The organism is Streptomyces altiplanensis (assembly GCF_053591575.1).
Genome location: NZ_JBSFUB010000061.1, coordinates 28,988 through 43,387 on the forward strand (window position 1 = coordinate 28,988; position 14,400 = coordinate 43,387).

At 71.2% G+C, this 14,400-nt stretch carries 14 protein-coding genes and 2 pseudogenes; 9 read left to right on the top strand and 7 right to left on the bottom strand.

The window, feature by feature from the left end:
* Positions 1-61: 61 nt before the first annotated feature.
* The 4 genes from ACWD0Y_RS24085 to ACWD0Y_RS24100 all read left to right on the top strand — a co-directional run bounded on the left by ACWD0Y_RS24085 (position 62) and on the right by ACWD0Y_RS24100 (position 3,997).
* Positions 62-1,036 carry an ABC transporter ATP-binding protein gene (locus tag ACWD0Y_RS24085; protein WP_450262391.1) on the top strand — a complete coding sequence of 325 codons (975 nt, stop codon included), beginning with the start codon at positions 62-64 and terminating at the stop codon, positions 1,034-1,036.
* 3 nt (positions 1,037-1,039) lie between these two features.
* The gene (locus tag ACWD0Y_RS24090; protein WP_450262392.1) at positions 1,040-1,810 is read left to right on the top strand and encodes an ABC transporter permease; all 771 of its coding nucleotides are present in this window, start codon (positions 1,040-1,042) and stop codon (positions 1,808-1,810) included.
* Between the two features lie 130 nt (positions 1,811-1,940).
* A complete protein-coding gene (locus ACWD0Y_RS24095; RefSeq protein WP_450262393.1) occupies positions 1,941-3,155 on the top strand; it encodes an ABC transporter ATP-binding protein in 1,215 nt (404 codons plus the stop codon).
* Entirely contained in the window at positions 3,152-3,997 is an 846-nt protein-coding gene (locus ACWD0Y_RS24100) for an ABC transporter permease subunit (protein ID WP_450262394.1), read from the top strand. Before ACWD0Y_RS24095 ends, ACWD0Y_RS24100 begins: the two co-directional genes overlap by 4 nt.
* 18 nt (positions 3,998-4,015) lie before the next feature.
* Here the strand turns inward: ACWD0Y_RS24100 and ACWD0Y_RS24105 are convergent, their stop codons facing one another.
* Positions 4,016-4,345 (bottom strand): ATP/GTP-binding protein, encoded by a 330-nt coding sequence (locus tag ACWD0Y_RS24105; RefSeq protein ID WP_450262402.1) that lies wholly within the window; start codon positions 4,343-4,345, stop codon positions 4,016-4,018.
* Between the two features lie 214 nt (positions 4,346-4,559).
* Between ACWD0Y_RS24105 and ACWD0Y_RS24110 the strand changes: the two genes are divergently transcribed.
* Positions 4,560-5,609, top strand: a complete 1,050-nt coding sequence (locus ACWD0Y_RS24110) for an LLM class flavin-dependent oxidoreductase (RefSeq protein WP_450262395.1) — start codon at positions 4,560-4,562, stop codon at positions 5,607-5,609.
* Positions 5,610-5,700: 91 nt separating this feature from the next.
* Here ACWD0Y_RS24110 and ACWD0Y_RS24115 read toward each other — a convergent pair whose 3' ends face one another.
* The gene (locus ACWD0Y_RS24115) at positions 5,701-6,093 is read right to left on the bottom strand and encodes an SCO5389 family protein (protein ID WP_450262396.1); all 393 of its coding nucleotides are present in this window, start codon (positions 6,091-6,093) and stop codon (positions 5,701-5,703) included.
* A 209-nt stretch (positions 6,094-6,302) separates the two neighbouring features.
* Between ACWD0Y_RS24115 and nucS the strand changes: the two genes are divergently transcribed.
* Entirely contained in the window at positions 6,303-6,974 is a 672-nt protein-coding gene (gene nucS / locus ACWD0Y_RS24120) for an endonuclease NucS (protein WP_093799008.1), read from the top strand.
* Between the two features lie 66 nt (positions 6,975-7,040).
* Here the strand turns inward: nucS and ACWD0Y_RS24125 are convergent, their stop codons facing one another.
* From ACWD0Y_RS24125 to ACWD0Y_RS24140, 4 genes are all read right to left on the bottom strand, one after another.
* On the bottom strand, positions 7,041-9,740 hold the full coding sequence (locus tag ACWD0Y_RS24125; RefSeq protein WP_450262397.1) for an ATP-binding protein: 2,700 nt from the start codon (positions 9,738-9,740) through the stop codon (positions 7,041-7,043).
* Positions 9,741-9,996: 256 nt separating this feature from the next.
* Complete coding sequence (locus tag ACWD0Y_RS24130) at positions 9,997-10,320, bottom strand: STAS domain-containing protein (RefSeq protein WP_093799010.1); 324 nt, start codon at positions 10,318-10,320, stop codon at positions 9,997-9,999.
* Positions 10,321-10,466: 146 nt separating this feature from the next.
* The gene (locus tag ACWD0Y_RS24135; RefSeq protein WP_450262398.1) at positions 10,467-11,315 is read right to left on the bottom strand and encodes a 3-hydroxyacyl-CoA dehydrogenase family protein; all 849 of its coding nucleotides are present in this window, start codon (positions 11,313-11,315) and stop codon (positions 10,467-10,469) included.
* 138 nt (positions 11,316-11,453) lie between these two features.
* Complete coding sequence (locus ACWD0Y_RS24140; protein ID WP_450262399.1) at positions 11,454-12,095, bottom strand: TetR/AcrR family transcriptional regulator; 642 nt, start codon at positions 12,093-12,095, stop codon at positions 11,454-11,456.
* A 79-nt stretch (positions 12,096-12,174) separates the two neighbouring features.
* Between ACWD0Y_RS24140 and ACWD0Y_RS24145 the strand changes: the two genes are divergently transcribed.
* The 3 genes and pseudogenes from ACWD0Y_RS24145 to ACWD0Y_RS24155 form a co-directional block, all read left to right on the top strand.
* Positions 12,175-12,957 (top strand): ATP-binding cassette domain-containing protein, encoded by a 783-nt coding sequence (locus tag ACWD0Y_RS24145; protein WP_450262400.1) that lies wholly within the window; start codon positions 12,175-12,177, stop codon positions 12,955-12,957.
* Positions 12,958-12,978: 21 nt separating this feature from the next.
* Positions 12,979-13,734: an ABC transporter permease gene (locus ACWD0Y_RS24150; protein ID WP_450262401.1), complete on the top strand. Its 756-nt coding sequence runs from the start codon at positions 12,979-12,981 to the stop codon at positions 13,732-13,734.
* Positions 13,735-13,748: 14 nt separating this feature from the next.
* Positions 13,749-14,306: pseudogene (locus tag ACWD0Y_RS24155) on the top strand (cob(I)yrinic acid a,c-diamide adenosyltransferase); the annotation flags it as partial.
* Here ACWD0Y_RS24155 and ACWD0Y_RS24160 read toward each other — a convergent pair.
* Positions 14,305-14,400 (bottom strand): annotated as a pseudogene (locus ACWD0Y_RS24160) (ABC transporter ATP-binding protein); the annotation flags it as partial. The pseudogenes ACWD0Y_RS24155 and ACWD0Y_RS24160 sit on opposite strands and share 2 nt — an antisense overlap.

Genomic DNA, 14,400 nt, shown 5'->3' on the forward strand with positions numbered 1-14,400 from the left:
CCCCGAAAGCCCCCCGTCATTCCGGTGGCGGGGGGCTCGGTGCGCCCTTAGCGTGGCGGGCATGATTGAGCTGACGGGGCTGACGAAGCGTTACGGCGGGAAGGTGGCCGTCGACCATCTGACCTTCACTGTACGGCCGGGCATCGTGACCGGCTTCCTGGGCCCGAACGGGGCGGGCAAGTCGACGACCATGCGGATGCTGCTGGGGCTGGACAACCCGACGGCGGGCGACGTCCGCATCGACGGGAAGCGGTACGCCGAACTCAAGGATCCCCTGAAGTACATCGGCGCGCTCCTCGACGCCAAGGCGATGCACGGCGGCCGCAGCGCGTACAACCACCTGCTGTGCCTGGCCCAGAGCAACGGCATCCCCCGCCGCCGGGTCTCCGAGGTCCTCGAAACGGTGGGCCTGACGGCCGTCGCCAAGAAGCGCGCGAAGGGCTTCTCGCTCGGCATGGGCCAGCGGCTCGGCATCGCGGGCGCGTTGCTGGGCGACCCCGAGATCCTGATGTTCGACGAGCCGGTGAACGGGCTCGACCCCGAGGGCATCCACTGGATCCGCAACCTGATGAAGTCGCTGGCGGGCCAGGGCCGTACGGTCTTCGTCTCCTCCCACCTGATGAGCGAAATGGCGCTCACCGCCGACCACTTGGTCGTCATCGGCCAGGGCAGGCTGCTCGCCGACACGTCCATGGCCGACTTCATCCGGGAGAACTCGCGCAGTTACGTGCGTCTGCGCTCCCCGCAGCAGGAGCGGCTGCGCGATGTCATGCACGAGGCCGGGATCACGGCGGTCAGCAAAGGTGACGGGGCGCTGGAGGTGGACGGCGCGACCTCGGAGCAGCTCGGCGAACTCGCCGCCCGCCACCAGCTCGTCCTCCATGAGCTGAGCCCCCAGCAGGCCTCGCTGGAGGAGGCGTTCATGCAGCTGACCGCGGAGTCCGTGGAGTACCACGCGCATACGGACGGCGCGGGGCCGCAGTCGCCCGGGGCCGGCTGGGGCGCCGGCGCGCAGCAGCAGAAGAAGGGGGTCTGAGCCATGGCGGTCGCACAGGTGCTCACATCGGAATGGACCAAGATCAAATCGGTTCGGTCCACGGTGTGGACGCTCGGTCTCGCCGCGGTGGTCACGATCGGCCTCGGCATGCTGATCAGCGTTCTCTCGAAGAACGAGTTCAAGAACATGGACGCCCAGGACAGGCTCGCCTTCGATCCCACCTTCGTGAGTTTCGCCGGAACGAGCCTCGGCCAGCTGGCGATGATCGTTTTCGGCGTGCTCGTCGTGTCGAACGAGTACAGCACCGGAATGATCCGCATGTCGCTCGCCGCGGTCCCGCAGCGCGGCGCCTTCCTCTTCAGCAAGATCGCCGTCGCCACGGCGCTCGCACTGGCCGTCGCGATGGTCACGAGTTTCACCTCCTTCTTCCTGGGCCAGGCGATGCTGGGCGACCTGAGAGCGGACATCGGCGACCCGGGCGTCCTGCGCGCGGTGATCGGCGGCGGGCTCTACATGACCCTGATCGCGCTGTTCTCGATGGGCGTGGCCACCATGCTGCGCAGCCCGATGCTCGCGCTCGGCATCCTGATGCCGATCTTCTTCCTCCTCGCGCCGATCCTGGGCAATGTCTCCGCGACCGAGAAGGTCGGCCAGTACCTCCCCGACCAGGCGGGCAGCAAGATCATGCAGGTGGTGCCGCCGCTCGACGACGATGCGCCGTACGGCCCGTGGGGCGGGCTGCTGATCATGGTGGCGTGGGTCGTCGTGGCCGTGGCGGGCGGGTACGCCCTGCTGAAGAAGCGGGACGCGTAGGGACGACGGCCGCGTCCCCGGCTTAGCCGGAACCGTCAACGGCTGGTTATCCTCCTAACCCTTACGGGGGCGCGTTCGGCCATGCGGTCACAGCCCCGACGACCCGACCTGTCGATGGGGCTGCACACACATGATCGAGGCAGTCGGCCTGACGAAGCGCTACGGCGCCAAGACAGCCGTGCACAACCTTTCCTTCCAGGTTCGCCCGGGCACGGTGACGGGCTTCCTCGGCCCCAACGGCTCCGGCAAGTCCACGACGATGCGCATGATCCTCGGGCTCGACGAGCCCACCTCGGGCCATGTCACCATCGGCGGCCACCCCTTCCGCAAGCTGCCCAACGCCCCCCGGCAGGTCGGCGCCCTGCTCGACGCCAAGGCCGTGCACGGCGGGCGCACCGCCCGCAACCACCTGCTGTCGCTGGCGCAACTCTCCGGCATCCCCGCCCAGCGGGTCGACGAGGTGCTCGGGGTCGTCGGCCTCCAGGAGGTCGCCAGGCGGCGCTCCAACGGCTTCTCGCTCGGCATGGGGCAGCGCCTGGGCATCGCGGCGGCGCTGCTCGGCGACCCGCAGGTGCTGCTCTTCGACGAGCCGGTCAACGGTCTCGACCCCGAGGGCATCCTGTGGGTCCGCAACCTCATGAAGACGCTGGCCTCCGAGGGCCGCACGGTCTTCGTCTCCAGCCACCTCATGAGCGAAATGGCGCTCACCGCCGACCACTTGATCGTGATCGGGCGCGGGCAGCTGCTCGCCGACATGAGCGTCAAGGCCTTCATCTCCGCCAACTCCGCGGACTTCGCCCGGGTGCGTACGCCGCAGGCCGAGCCGCAGCAGCGCGAGAAGCTGTCCTCGGTACTGACCGAGGCCGGCGGGCACGTCATGACCGAACACGACGGTGCGATGCGCGTCACCGGGCTGCCGCTGCCGCGGATCAGCGACCTCGCGCACGAGGCCGACGTACGGCTGTGGGAACTCTCGCCGCACCAGGCCTCGCTGGAAGAGGCGTACATGCGGATGACGCAGAGCGCGGTGGACTACCGCTCGACGGCCGACCAGCTGGCCGGCTTCCAGCCGCCGGACCAGCCGCACCCGCCCGGCGGTTACGCCCCGCCCGTGCCGCCCGTGCCGCAGCAGGGCTGGTACGCCCCGCCGCCGCCCCAGGCCGGCGGGCAGCCGCCCTTCGCCGGCGCCCCCGTACCGCCCGGCCAGGCACCCGCGCCCGGTTACGCGCCCGCACCGGGCCAGAACCCGTACGCGGCGCCTCCCGCCCCGCCGGTGCCCCCCGCGCCCGCGCCCGCCGCCCACCCGACCAAGAGCGACAGCGACAGCCCCGAGGACGCCCGATGACGACCCCGTACCAGCAGCAGGCCCCGCAGCAGTACCCGCCGCAGGGCGTCGCGTCGTACGTCTCGCCGATCCCGGTGCGCAGGGCGACGCTCGGGGACGCCCTCGCCTCCGAGTGGACGAAGATCCGGTCGGTGCGCTCCACGGTGTGGACGCTCGGCGTGATGATCGTGCTCGTCCTCGGCATCGGACTGCTCTCGACGCTGCTCGTCTCCTCGTCCGGCGCCGACCTCGAGGAGTCCCCGGTCCTGAGCCTCGGCTTCTTCGGCGTACTGCTCGGCGCCATCCCGGTGATCACGCTCGGCGTGATGACCGTCGCGTCCGAGTACGGCACGGGCATGATCCGCACGACCCTCACCGCGTGCCCCAGCCGCGCCCGGGTGCTGACCGCCAAGGCGATCGTCTTCTTCGCACTGGCCTTCGCCATCACACTGGTGACCACCGCCGCCGTCGGGGCGCTCCAGGTCGCGATGCTGGACGGGGCCACGGCCACCGGCGAGGACTGGCTGCGCGCGACGGTCGGCGTCAGCCTCTACATCGCGACGCTCGGCCTGCTGTCGCTCGCCGTCGGCTCGCTCATCCGTCACTCGGCGGGCGCGATCACCATCATGATCGGCGTGGTGCTGCTGCCGCTGGTGCTGGCGATGTTCATGTTCTCCGAGTCGCTGGCCGACCTTCAGCAGGCGCTCTTCGAGTACTCGATCCCCAGCCAGCTCGCCGTCTTCTACGACGCCTCGGTCACCCAGTCGGGACCGTCGGGGTGGGACCCGCTGTGGATCGTGGCGGGCGTGACCGCCGTGGCGCTCGGCGGCGCCTTCCTGGCCCTGGAGAAGCGCGACGTGTGACCGCGCCCGCCGCGCCGGTCAGTAGCGCGGGGCGTTCCGGGACCGCTGCACCTTCGAGGTGCGGCGGTCCTTCGCGTTCCAGCACGCCTTGTGCCAGTGCCTGCGGTCGTCGACGCCGCCGTACTCGGACCAGGCCACCAGGTGCGGCACCCCGGACGGGATCTCCTGGTCGCAGCCCGGGCAGCGGTAGCGCTTGCCGGCCGCGCTCGCTCCGGCGACGTGGCGCACCGACCACTCCTCGCCCTGCCACAACTCGGTGCTCTGGAGCCCGAACCGGTCTCCTGCCGTGCCGCTCTGGGGCTCGGTCGGGTTCTCGCCGCCCTTGGGGCGGTTGCGACGCGGGGACACCTGAAACCTCACGGATCGGATGGAAGTGGTTTTCCCAAGCCTAGGGCCATTCGGCCGGGGCACCCGTACCGCACCGCGTACGAGCCCGCCGCCCACAGGCTCCGGCTTACCGGAAAATCGCAACAACTTCTCACGTGGCCGTGCCTTTGGCACGTGTCAGGCGTTGTTGCCAGTGAAGGGGGATGCCGCGTCGGCCGCAAGGAGGCAGAAGGCGATGCGTGTCGGAACGTTTGTACTGGCAGCCCAGTTCCCGGGCCAGGGCCCAGGGGAAGCACTGCACCGGGCGGTGCGGTCGGCCGAGGTCGCCGAGGAGTGCGGGCTGGACTCGGTCTGGCTCGCGGAGCACCACTTCGTGCCGTACGGCGTGTGCCCTTCCGCGGTGACCCTCGCCGGACTGCTGCTCGGCCGCACCCGGCGGATCCGCGTGGGCACGGCGGTCAGCGTCCTGCCGACCGTACACCCGGTCGCCCTGGGCGAGCAGGCCGCGCTGCTGCACCTCACCTCCGGCGGGCGCTTCACACTCGGCGTCGGGCGGGGCGGTCCGTGGGTGGACCTGGAGGTGTTCGGACAGGGTCTGGCGGCGTACGAGCACGGGTTCCCCGAATCGCTGGACCTGCTGCTGCGGTGGTTGCGCGAGCCGCGCGTCGAGTCGCGGGGAGAGCGGTTCGACTTCCGCGAAGTCGCCGTCGTACCCAGGCCGGACGAGCTGCTGCCGGCAGGGCCCGAGGGAGCTGAAGCCTCCGGGGGCCCCGAGGTGGTGATCGCCTGCACCTCGCCCAAGAGCGTGCGGCTGGCGGCCGAACGCGGGCTGCCGATGCTGCTCGGCATGCACTGCGGCGACGAGGACAAGGCGGAGATGGTCACGCTGTGGCGCAGGCACGCGCTCGCCGCGGGACACGAGCCGGAGACGGTCGCGCGGGCGGGGCACGTCTCGGCCGGAGTGGCTCAGATCGCGAGCAGCGCGGCCGACGCCACGGAGACGTTGACGAAGGCGATGCCCGGCTGGCTCAAGCAGGGGCTCGACGCCCATGTGACGGTGGACGGGCGGCACCGCGCGATGCGGGACCCCGTCGCCTACACGGAGATGCTGTGCCGGCTGCACCCGGTGGGCCCGCCGCAGCTGGCCGCCGACCGGCTGGCGGCCACTGCGGAACGGACCGGCATCACGCGCTTCGCACTGCTCGTCGAAGGGTCGGGGGACCTTGCGGCCACCGAGGAGAACGTACGGCTGCTGGGGTCCGAGGTGCTCCCCCTGCTGTCCTGACCCCGTCGGCCCGGACCAGGGCCGGCCCGGCGGGACACCGCCGCTCCGCATCAGGCGTGCAACTCCCACGATGCGGAGCGGCAGCGTTGTCTCAGCAGTCCCGCAGTTCCGGTGACTGGTTGAGCAGCTGCCCCCTGATCGAGGTGAAGCGGGCGAGCCGCTCGTCCGAAGAGGGGTCCAGCGGGAACACCGCTACGCGGTGGCAGTTCTGGAAAGCAAGACGTACGCCGAAGTGCCGCTGGAGCGCACCGCGAATCGCGTCACTCGCGAGTGCGCGCAGCAGCTGACCACGAGCCTGCTCGTCCGGCGGAGGCGTCTGGTTGTCGGCGAACTCTCCACCGTCGACCTTCAGCTGTGCCACCAGAGAGCTGATCATCTCCCATGCGTAAGGCAGGGAGGTCCGGACGCAGTCGACGAAGGCGGCTTCGTCGACATCGCCTCGCTCGGCCTGTTCCAACAGTGCCGGTGAGACGTCGAGCGACATGGGTTCTCCTCTCGCGACCCCGGGCCGGGGTCTTACGGGCAGGGAAGGCGGACGACGACGCAGGGTGCACGTACGACGACCTCCTGCATCCAAGTTAAGGGTGCGGTCCGGACCGCACCAGGAGATTGGGAACACAACCGGCCAACAACGAACGGGGGCTTACTGGGCGAATCGCGTAGAGCACGGGTAGTCGAGTAGCGTTGCGCCCCATGCGTCTCGTCATTGCCCGCTGCTCCGTGGACTACGCGGGCCGGCTCACCGCCCACTTGCCCTCCGCTCCCCGTCTGATCCTGGTGAAGGCGGACGGCAGCGTTTCGATCCACGCCGACGACAGGGCGTACAAACCGCTCAACTGGATGTCGCCGCCGTGCACCCTCAAGGAGGGCACCGGAGACGATGCCGGTACCTGGACGGTGATCAACAAGGCGGGCGAGAAACTGATCATCACGATGGAGGAAGTCCTCCACGACTCGTCCCACGAGCTGGGCGTGGACCCCGGTCTCATCAAGGACGGCGTCGAAGCGCACCTTCAGGAGCTGCTCGCCGACCGCATCGAGATCCTCGGCGAGGGCTACTCCCTGATCCGGCGCGAATATCCCACCGCCATCGGCCCGGTGGACATCCTGTGCCGCGACGCGGACGGGGCGACGGTGGCGGTGGAGCTGAAGCGGCGCGGTGACATCGACGGCGTCGAGCAGCTCACCCGCTACCTCGAACTGCTCAACCGGGACCCGCACCTGGCTCCGGTGCGGGGCGTTTTCGCGGCGCAGGAGATCAAGCCGCAGGCGCGCGTACTGGCGACGGACCGCGGGATCGGCTGTGTCGTACTGGACTACGACGCGATGCGCGGCATCGAGGACGACAAGCTCCGCCTGTTCTGACCCGCTCCCGGCTCACGGCCTCCGGGAAGGGGGCGGGGGAAAGAACCCTCTCCCCCGCCCCACGCCCTACGCCGGGCTCGCGGGGTCCTGCGCGCCGGACGAGACCGAGACGCTGTTGCTGGGGCTGCCGCCCGTGGTGGTGGTGCCGTCCGTGGTGGTGCCGTCGGTGGTTCCGCCGTTCGTGTCGCCGGTGGTCCCGCCCTCGGTGGTCGTCCCGCCTTCGGTGGTCCCGCCCTCGGAAGTGCCTTCGGTGGTTCCCCCTTCGGTGGTTCCGCCCTCGGAGGTTCCTCCCGTCGAGGTGGGGCCTCCGGTGGTCGGGCCGCCCGTCGTGGGACCGCCCGTGGTCGGACCACCGGTCGTGGGACCGCCCGTCGTCGGACCGCCCGTCGTCGGACCGCCGGTGGTCGGACCGCCCGTCGTCGGACCGCCGGTGGTCGGCCCGCCCGTCGTCGGACCGTCCGAAGCCGGCGGCTTGCTGCCCGGCGACGAGGAGTCGTCGTCCGTCGGTCTGCCGCTCTTGGACGGACTGCTGCCGGGAGCCTTGCTGTCGCCGCTCTCGCCCGGCTGCGGCTGTCCCGACGTACCGGGCCCGGCCGGGTCACCCGGATCACCCGGGCGCTCGGTCGAGCCCTGGGTCGGCTCGTCGGCCGGCAGACCGTCCAGTCCGTCGTCCTCACTGGCCGACTGCTCGGTCCTGACCTTGTTGTCCGGGGTCTCGTCGCTGTCCGAGGCCGCGCCCAGGGTCACCACGGTGCCGAGTACGGCGACGAGCAGCGCGCCCGCGCCCGCCGCGACCATGTTGCGCCGCGCGCCGCTGAGCAGGGCGAGACGGCCGCCGCCCGGGGCCGCCGCCGGACGGTGGGTGACCAGCGTGCCGTCCTCGCGCGGCTGTTCGGGCCTGGGCGGCAGCGACAGGGGTACGACCGCCGCCGGTACGCCGCCGGGGGGCGACGCCGACTCCTCGTACCGCGCCGCGGGCACCTCCTCGCCCGCGGGCGTGCGTCCGCCCGGCACGAGCCCGCCGACGCCCGCGCCGGAGCGGTCCGCGACCAGCGCCAGCGCCCTGCGTCCGGCGACGGTGCCGCTCTTGTCGGCCACGGCGCCGCGCATCGCGATGGACGCCTCCAGCTCGGCCCGGGCCCGGTCCAGGTTGCCCGTGCAGAGCGCGAGGACACCCAACTCGTGGTGGAAGTACGCCTCTTCGGCGACCTCACCCGCGAGGCGCGCGGCTTCGAGCCCGGTCCGCAGGGCCCGTTCCCACGCCCCCCAGTACAGCCCGGCGGCGAAGGCGGGCGCCGCCGTACGGGCGAGCAGGACGGCGGCGCTCGGATGCCCCGCCTCGGTGCCCGGTACCAGTGCGGCCATCGCGGCGAGGACCGCGTCGGCCTCCGCGGTCGCCCGCTCGGGCGTGACCGAGGGGTGTCCGACCCACCAGGCGTAGTGCTGGGCGGCGCTGTGCGCCCGCTCCGTCACGTCGTCCGCGAACCCCGCGGCCTCCAGCTGCGGGGCCACACCGGCCGCCAGCCGGTAGTGCGAGCCGGCCGTCGAGAGCAGGCCGCAGCTCATCAGCTCGCCGAGCGCGGCGTCCGCGTGGGTGTCCCCCACGAGGGCCGGCAGGTGCGCCTGGTGCGGGACCTCGCCGCCGAGCGCGAGGGCGAAGCGCAGAGTGTCCCGGGCGGACTCGCTCAGCCGGGACACGAGCAGCGCCACGGGCATCGCTCCCTCGGCGAGCGAGGGCAGGGGCACGTCGTGGCCGTCGTCCGCGTCGAAGGGCTGCTCGCTGAAGTACCCGTACTCGTCGAAGGCGTTGGGGTCGGCGCGCAGCCGGTCGCGCTGGCGCAGCAGCGCGCCCGCCTGCACGAAGCGCAGCGGCAGCCCCTCGGACTCGAACCACAGGTCGCCCGCCCAGTTCGCCTCGTCGTCGGTGAGCGGCCGGTCCACGGCCCGTTCGAGGACTTCCAGACTGGCGCCGCGGCCGAGACCGCCGAGGAAGACCTCCTCGACGTGCGACTCGGGCGAGGGCGGGGCGACATCCGGCGTCGTGGCGAGCAGGAAGGCGCACTCGGGCGTGGCCTCCAGCAGCTCGTCCAGCGCCGCCCCGCCGAACTCCAGGTCGTCGAGGACGACGACGGCACCGATCTCCTGGACGAGACCGAGCAGCCCCGCACGGTCCGGACGGTGCAGCGGCGCGCCGTACACGGCCGCGAACAGGTCGTGGAGCAGTTCTTCGGGCGTGCGGTGGCTTCCGCAGAGCCGTACGACGCCGTCGGGCGCGAGGTCCGCGCACTCTTCGGCGACGGCGTCGAGCAGTGCCGTACGGCCGGATCCCGACGGTCCCGTCAGCCGCACCGAACGCCCGCGCGCGAGCAGCCGCACGAGCCTCTCGCGCTCCTCCTGGCGCTCCAGGAGCGGGCGGGCGGGAGCGGCCGGCCCCGGCGGTACGGGCGGCGCGGCCGCCCGCAGCAGCTCGGCACGGTCCTCGGCGTCGCGCCTGACCGGCCGCGCGGGACGCTCGCCGGGCGGGCAGACCTCGATCTCGCTGCCGTCGACAGGGTTGACGGTGAGCAGGAAGTCGCCCGCGACGACCTGCACGGTGCGGGCGGGCGCGGGCGAGGACTGCCCGCTCCCCTTGGCCTGACCGCTCTGCGCAAGAGCCGGCGGCAGCGCGTCCCGCGGTGGCCGGCGCGGTCCGTCACCGGTGTCGCCCTCGCCGAAACGGTCGTCGTCGTGGCCGTACTCTTCCGGTCCCCGGTTCATCGGGTCCATGGTCAAAGCCCCCCAGAGGCGTTGCGTGCGGTTGTCCCTCCCGGCCTTTCGCACGCTCGCTGTCGCTTCTGGTCCGGTGCCCGCCGTACTCGGGTTCGTCAATCGGCAGGCGACCGAACCCTAGACCTTGGCACAGTATCTGTGAACAAGAGGGGGGCCGCCCCGCCCGGGACGTCACGGTCTCGTGAGGATTGTGCGCCCGCCGTATGTCTCGCGCTGTCCCGCGATGTCCCACGCCGTACCGCTCGGACCCCTGTCAGACCCTTGGCAGCGATTCGGCCGCGAGACCGCCCTCGATGGCGAGGATGCGGTGCAGTCTGGTCGCGACCAGCAGGCGCTGCATCTGGGCCGGCACCCCGCGCAGCACGAGCCTGCGGCCCGCCCGCCCGGCGCGCCGGTGGGCGCCCATGATGACGCCCAGGCCGGTGGCGTCCCAGGAGTCCAACTCGGTCAGGTCCAGCACCAGATCGCCGACTCCGTCGTCGACGGCCGAGTGCAGGGCCGTACGGGCGTCCGCCGCGCTGCGGACATCGAGGCGGCCCCCGACGACCAGCTCGACGTGATCGCCCCTGATGTGCATATGCGCTCCCCGGGAGTCCGTCAGTTTCTCCGTGTCCTGCTTCTTCCTTGCACCCAACTGACTGCCGTACGGGTAAGGAAGTTGCCGCCCGTAAGCGAACCGATACCGAATTCACTCCTGGGAGTGACCCAGGAGCTGACACGGCGTCAGTGCTTGTAGAAGCCCTGCCCGCTCTTGCGTCCGATGTCACCGGCGTCAACCATCCGGCGCATCAGCTCCGGCGGCGCGAACTTCTCGTCCTGCGACTCCGTGTAGATGTTGCTGGTCGCGTGCAACAGGATGTCGACACCGGTCAGATCGGCGGTGGCGAGCGGTCCCATGGCGTGGCCGAAGCCCAGCTTGCAGGCGATGTCGATGTCCTCGGCCGACGCGACACCCGACTCGTAGAGCTTGGCGGCCTCGACGACGAGGGCCGAGATGAGGCGGGTGGTGACAAAGCCTGCCACATCACGGTTGACGACGATGCAGGTCTTGCCGACGGATTCGGCGAACTCGCGTGTACGGGCGAGCGTTTCGTCGCTGGTCTTGTAGCCCCGCACGAGCTCGCAGAGCTGCATCATCGGTACGGGCGAGAAGAAGTGCGCGCCGACGACCCGCTCCGGGCGTTCCGTCACCGCCGCGATCTTGGTGATCGGGATGGCGGAGGTGTTGGAGGCGAGGACCGCGTCGTCGCGCACGAGCTTGTCGAGCGTACGGAAGATCTCGTGCTTGACCTCGAGCTTCTCGAAGACGGCTTCGACGACGATGTCGGCGTCGGCGACCGCGTCGAGGTCGGTGGTCGTGGTGATGCGGCCGAGCGCCGCGTCGGCGTCCGCGGCCTCCAGCTTCCCCTTGGACACGAACTTGTCGTACGAGGCCCTGATGCCGTCACGGCCCCGGGTCAGCGCGGCGTCGGTGACATCGCGCAGGACGACGTCCCAGCCCGCCTGCGCCGATACCTGCGCGATACCGGACCCCATGAGTCCGGCTCCGATGACGGCGAGCTTCCTGGCCACGGCACACCCCTTGATTCCTTCGGCCTTAACGCCTGTTCACTTCAGGCTCTCCGGCGGAGATTAGCGTCCGTGAGCGGCCGAGTGGCGGTGAAGAGATGCGCGTCACGTCCCAAATGGCGGACATCACACCGGCACCCCTCACTCGGCGGCCCGCACCGCGTAGTTGAGCACCTTCTCGCTCAGCAGCTCCTCCATCTCGTCGAGGAGGACGAGCGCCTCGCGGGAGACTTCGGCGGCCTCGCGGCCCGCGGTCATCTCCCGGCCGATGCACCCCATGAGCATCGTCTGGAGCCAGGACAGCTGGCCGGCGACCAGGACGGGGAGCGGGTCGCCGGGCTCGGCACCGGCCTCCTGCCCGAGGGTGCGCTCCAGGTTCTCGAGGCTCTCCTGCTGGATGCGCCACAGCCGCGACCTGAGGGAGTCGGCCTCCGAGACGACCCGCATGAACCGGCCGTACCCCGCGAAGAGGCCCACGGCGGGCGAGACGCCTTCGACCGCCCCGCGCAGTTCGCGCAGCACGGCGCCGGCCGCCGACTCCCCGGCGCGGCGTCCGCGGACGTACCGCGAGAGGCGGTCGACGATGTCGCTGCCCCGGTCGAGGAAGAGGTCCTCCTTGGCCGGGAAGTAGTTGTAGACGGTGTTGACGGAGACATCGGCGGCCTCGGCGATCTCGGCGACCGTCACCGCGTCGAAGCTCCGCTCCAGGAAGAGCCCGGTCGCCACGTCGGAGATGTGCTGCCTGGTCTGCCGCTTCTTGCGCTCTCTGAGTCCCTCGGCCATGCCTCCATCCTAGCTTCGCTGGGCTCATTTTAATTTTGGGGTCATTGCAATTTTAAAGCTCCTCTGTTTTTCTGGGCGCATGGCAGTCATCAGCACGGCCGGGCTCACCCGGACCTTCACCACCAAGGCAGGCCCCGTCGAGGCCGTCCGCGGCATCGACCTGAGCGTCGAACCGGGCGAGATCCTGGGCTTCCTCGGCCCCAACGGCGCCGGCAAGACCACCACCCTGCGCATGCTCACCACGCTGCTCGCACCGACCGGCGGCGCCGCCACCGTCGCGGGCCACGACCTGGCGGGGGACCCCGCGGGCGTACGGCGGAAGATCGGTTACGTCGCCCAGTCCAGCGGCGTGGACCCCCAGGTGTCCGTACGCGAGGAACTCGTCACCCAGGGCCGCCTCTACCGCCTCTCCAGGGCCGAGGCGGCCGCCCGCGCCGACGAGCTGGCCCACGACCTGGACCTGACCGGGGTCATGGACCGCGCGTGCGGCGCGCTCTCCGGCGGCCGGCGGCGGCGGCTCGACATCGCCATGGGCCTCACCCACCGGCCCGAGGTGCTCTTCCTCGACGAGCCGACCACCGGCCTCGACCCGGGCAGCCGGGCCGGCCTGTGGAAGCTGGTGCGCCGGCTGCGCGACCGGTACGGCACCACCGTCTTCCTCACCACGCACTACCTCGACGAGGCCGACGCGCTCTCGGACCGGCTGGTCGTCGTCGACAAGGGAGTGGTCGCCGCCGAGGGAACGCCGGGCGCGCTCAAGCTCCGGTACGGCGGCCACCTCGACGCCACCCTCCAGGACACCTTCCTCGCCATCACCGGGCGCGGCCCCGCGCCCGTGGACCCCGCCCCCGTCGCCGTCTAGTCCCGGGAGACCCGACACCCCATGAGCGTTCTTCTCTCCGACACCGCGCTGCTCTTCGGGCGGTACGCCCGCCAGACGCTGCGCTCCAGGTTCCAGATCTTCTTCGGCGCCCTGATGCCGCTGCTCTACCTGCTCTTCTTCGGCCCCCTGCTGACCGGCCTGCCGCTCGGCTCGCGGGGCGACTCCTGGCAGGTGCTCGTTCCCGGCCTGCTGCTCCAGCTCGGCCTGTTCGGCGCCCTGTTCGCCGGATTCGCGGTCATCATCGAGAAGCAGTCCGGGGTGGTGGAGCGGATGCGGGCCACCCCCGTCAGCCGGCTCGCGCTGCTGCTGGGGCGCGTACTGCGGGACGCGGTGCTGTTCGTGTTCCAGGCGGGTGTGGTGGTGCTGGCCGCGCTGGCGACGGGGATGCGGGCGCCGCTGGGCGGCGTTCTCATCGGCTTCGCGTTCGTGGGCGTACTGACGGTCGCGCTCGCCTCGCTCTCGTACGCGCTCGCGCTCAAGGTCTCCAGGCCGCACGAGTTCGGCCCGGCCGTCAACGCGGTGAGCATGCCGTCGATGCTGCTCTCCGGCCTGATGCTGCCGATGGCCCTCGCCCCGGGCTGGCTGGACGCGCTGTCGCGCCTCATGCCCTTCCGGTACCTGGTGGACGCGATGCGGGCGGCGTACGTGGGCGACTACGCGGGCACGGCGATGCTGTACGGCGTCCTGGTGTCGGCCGCGCTGGTGCTGGTCTCCGTGACGGTGGGCACACGTGTCTTCCGGAAGGCGGGGGCGTAGCTAGGCTCGGCTCCATGGTCAATCTGACGCGCATCTACACCCGTACCGGCGACAAGGGCACCACCGCCCTGGGCGACATGAGCCGCACCGCCAAGACCGATCTGCGGATCTCGGCGTACGCCGACGCCAATGAGGCCAACGCCGCCATCGGGACGGCGATCGCCCTGGGGCAGCTCGGCGAAGAGGTCGTGAAGGTCCTCGTCCGGGTCCAGAACGACCTCTTCGACGTGGGCGCGGATCTGTCGACCCCGGTGGTCGAGGACCCGAAGTACCCGCCGCTGCGTGTCGAGCAGGCGTACATCGACAAGCTGGAGGCGGACTGCGACCGCTTCCTGGAGGAGCTGGAGAAGCTGCGCAGCTTCATCCTGCCGGGCGGCACTCCGGGCGCGGCGCTGCTGCACCAGGCGTGCACGGTCGTACGGCGCGCGGAGCGGTCCACGTGGGCGGCGTTCGAGGTGCACGGCGAGGTCATGAACCCGCTGACGGCGACGTACCTCAACCGGCTCTCGGACCTCCTGTTCATCCTGGCCAGGGTGGCGAACAAGGAGGTCGGGGACGTGCTGTGGGTCCCCCCTCGTCGCGGGCCAGCCGTTCGACCAGTACGTGGAACTCGTGCCGCGCCTGGGGGTCGAAGCCGGTGGTCGGCTCGTCCAGGAAGAGGAGTTC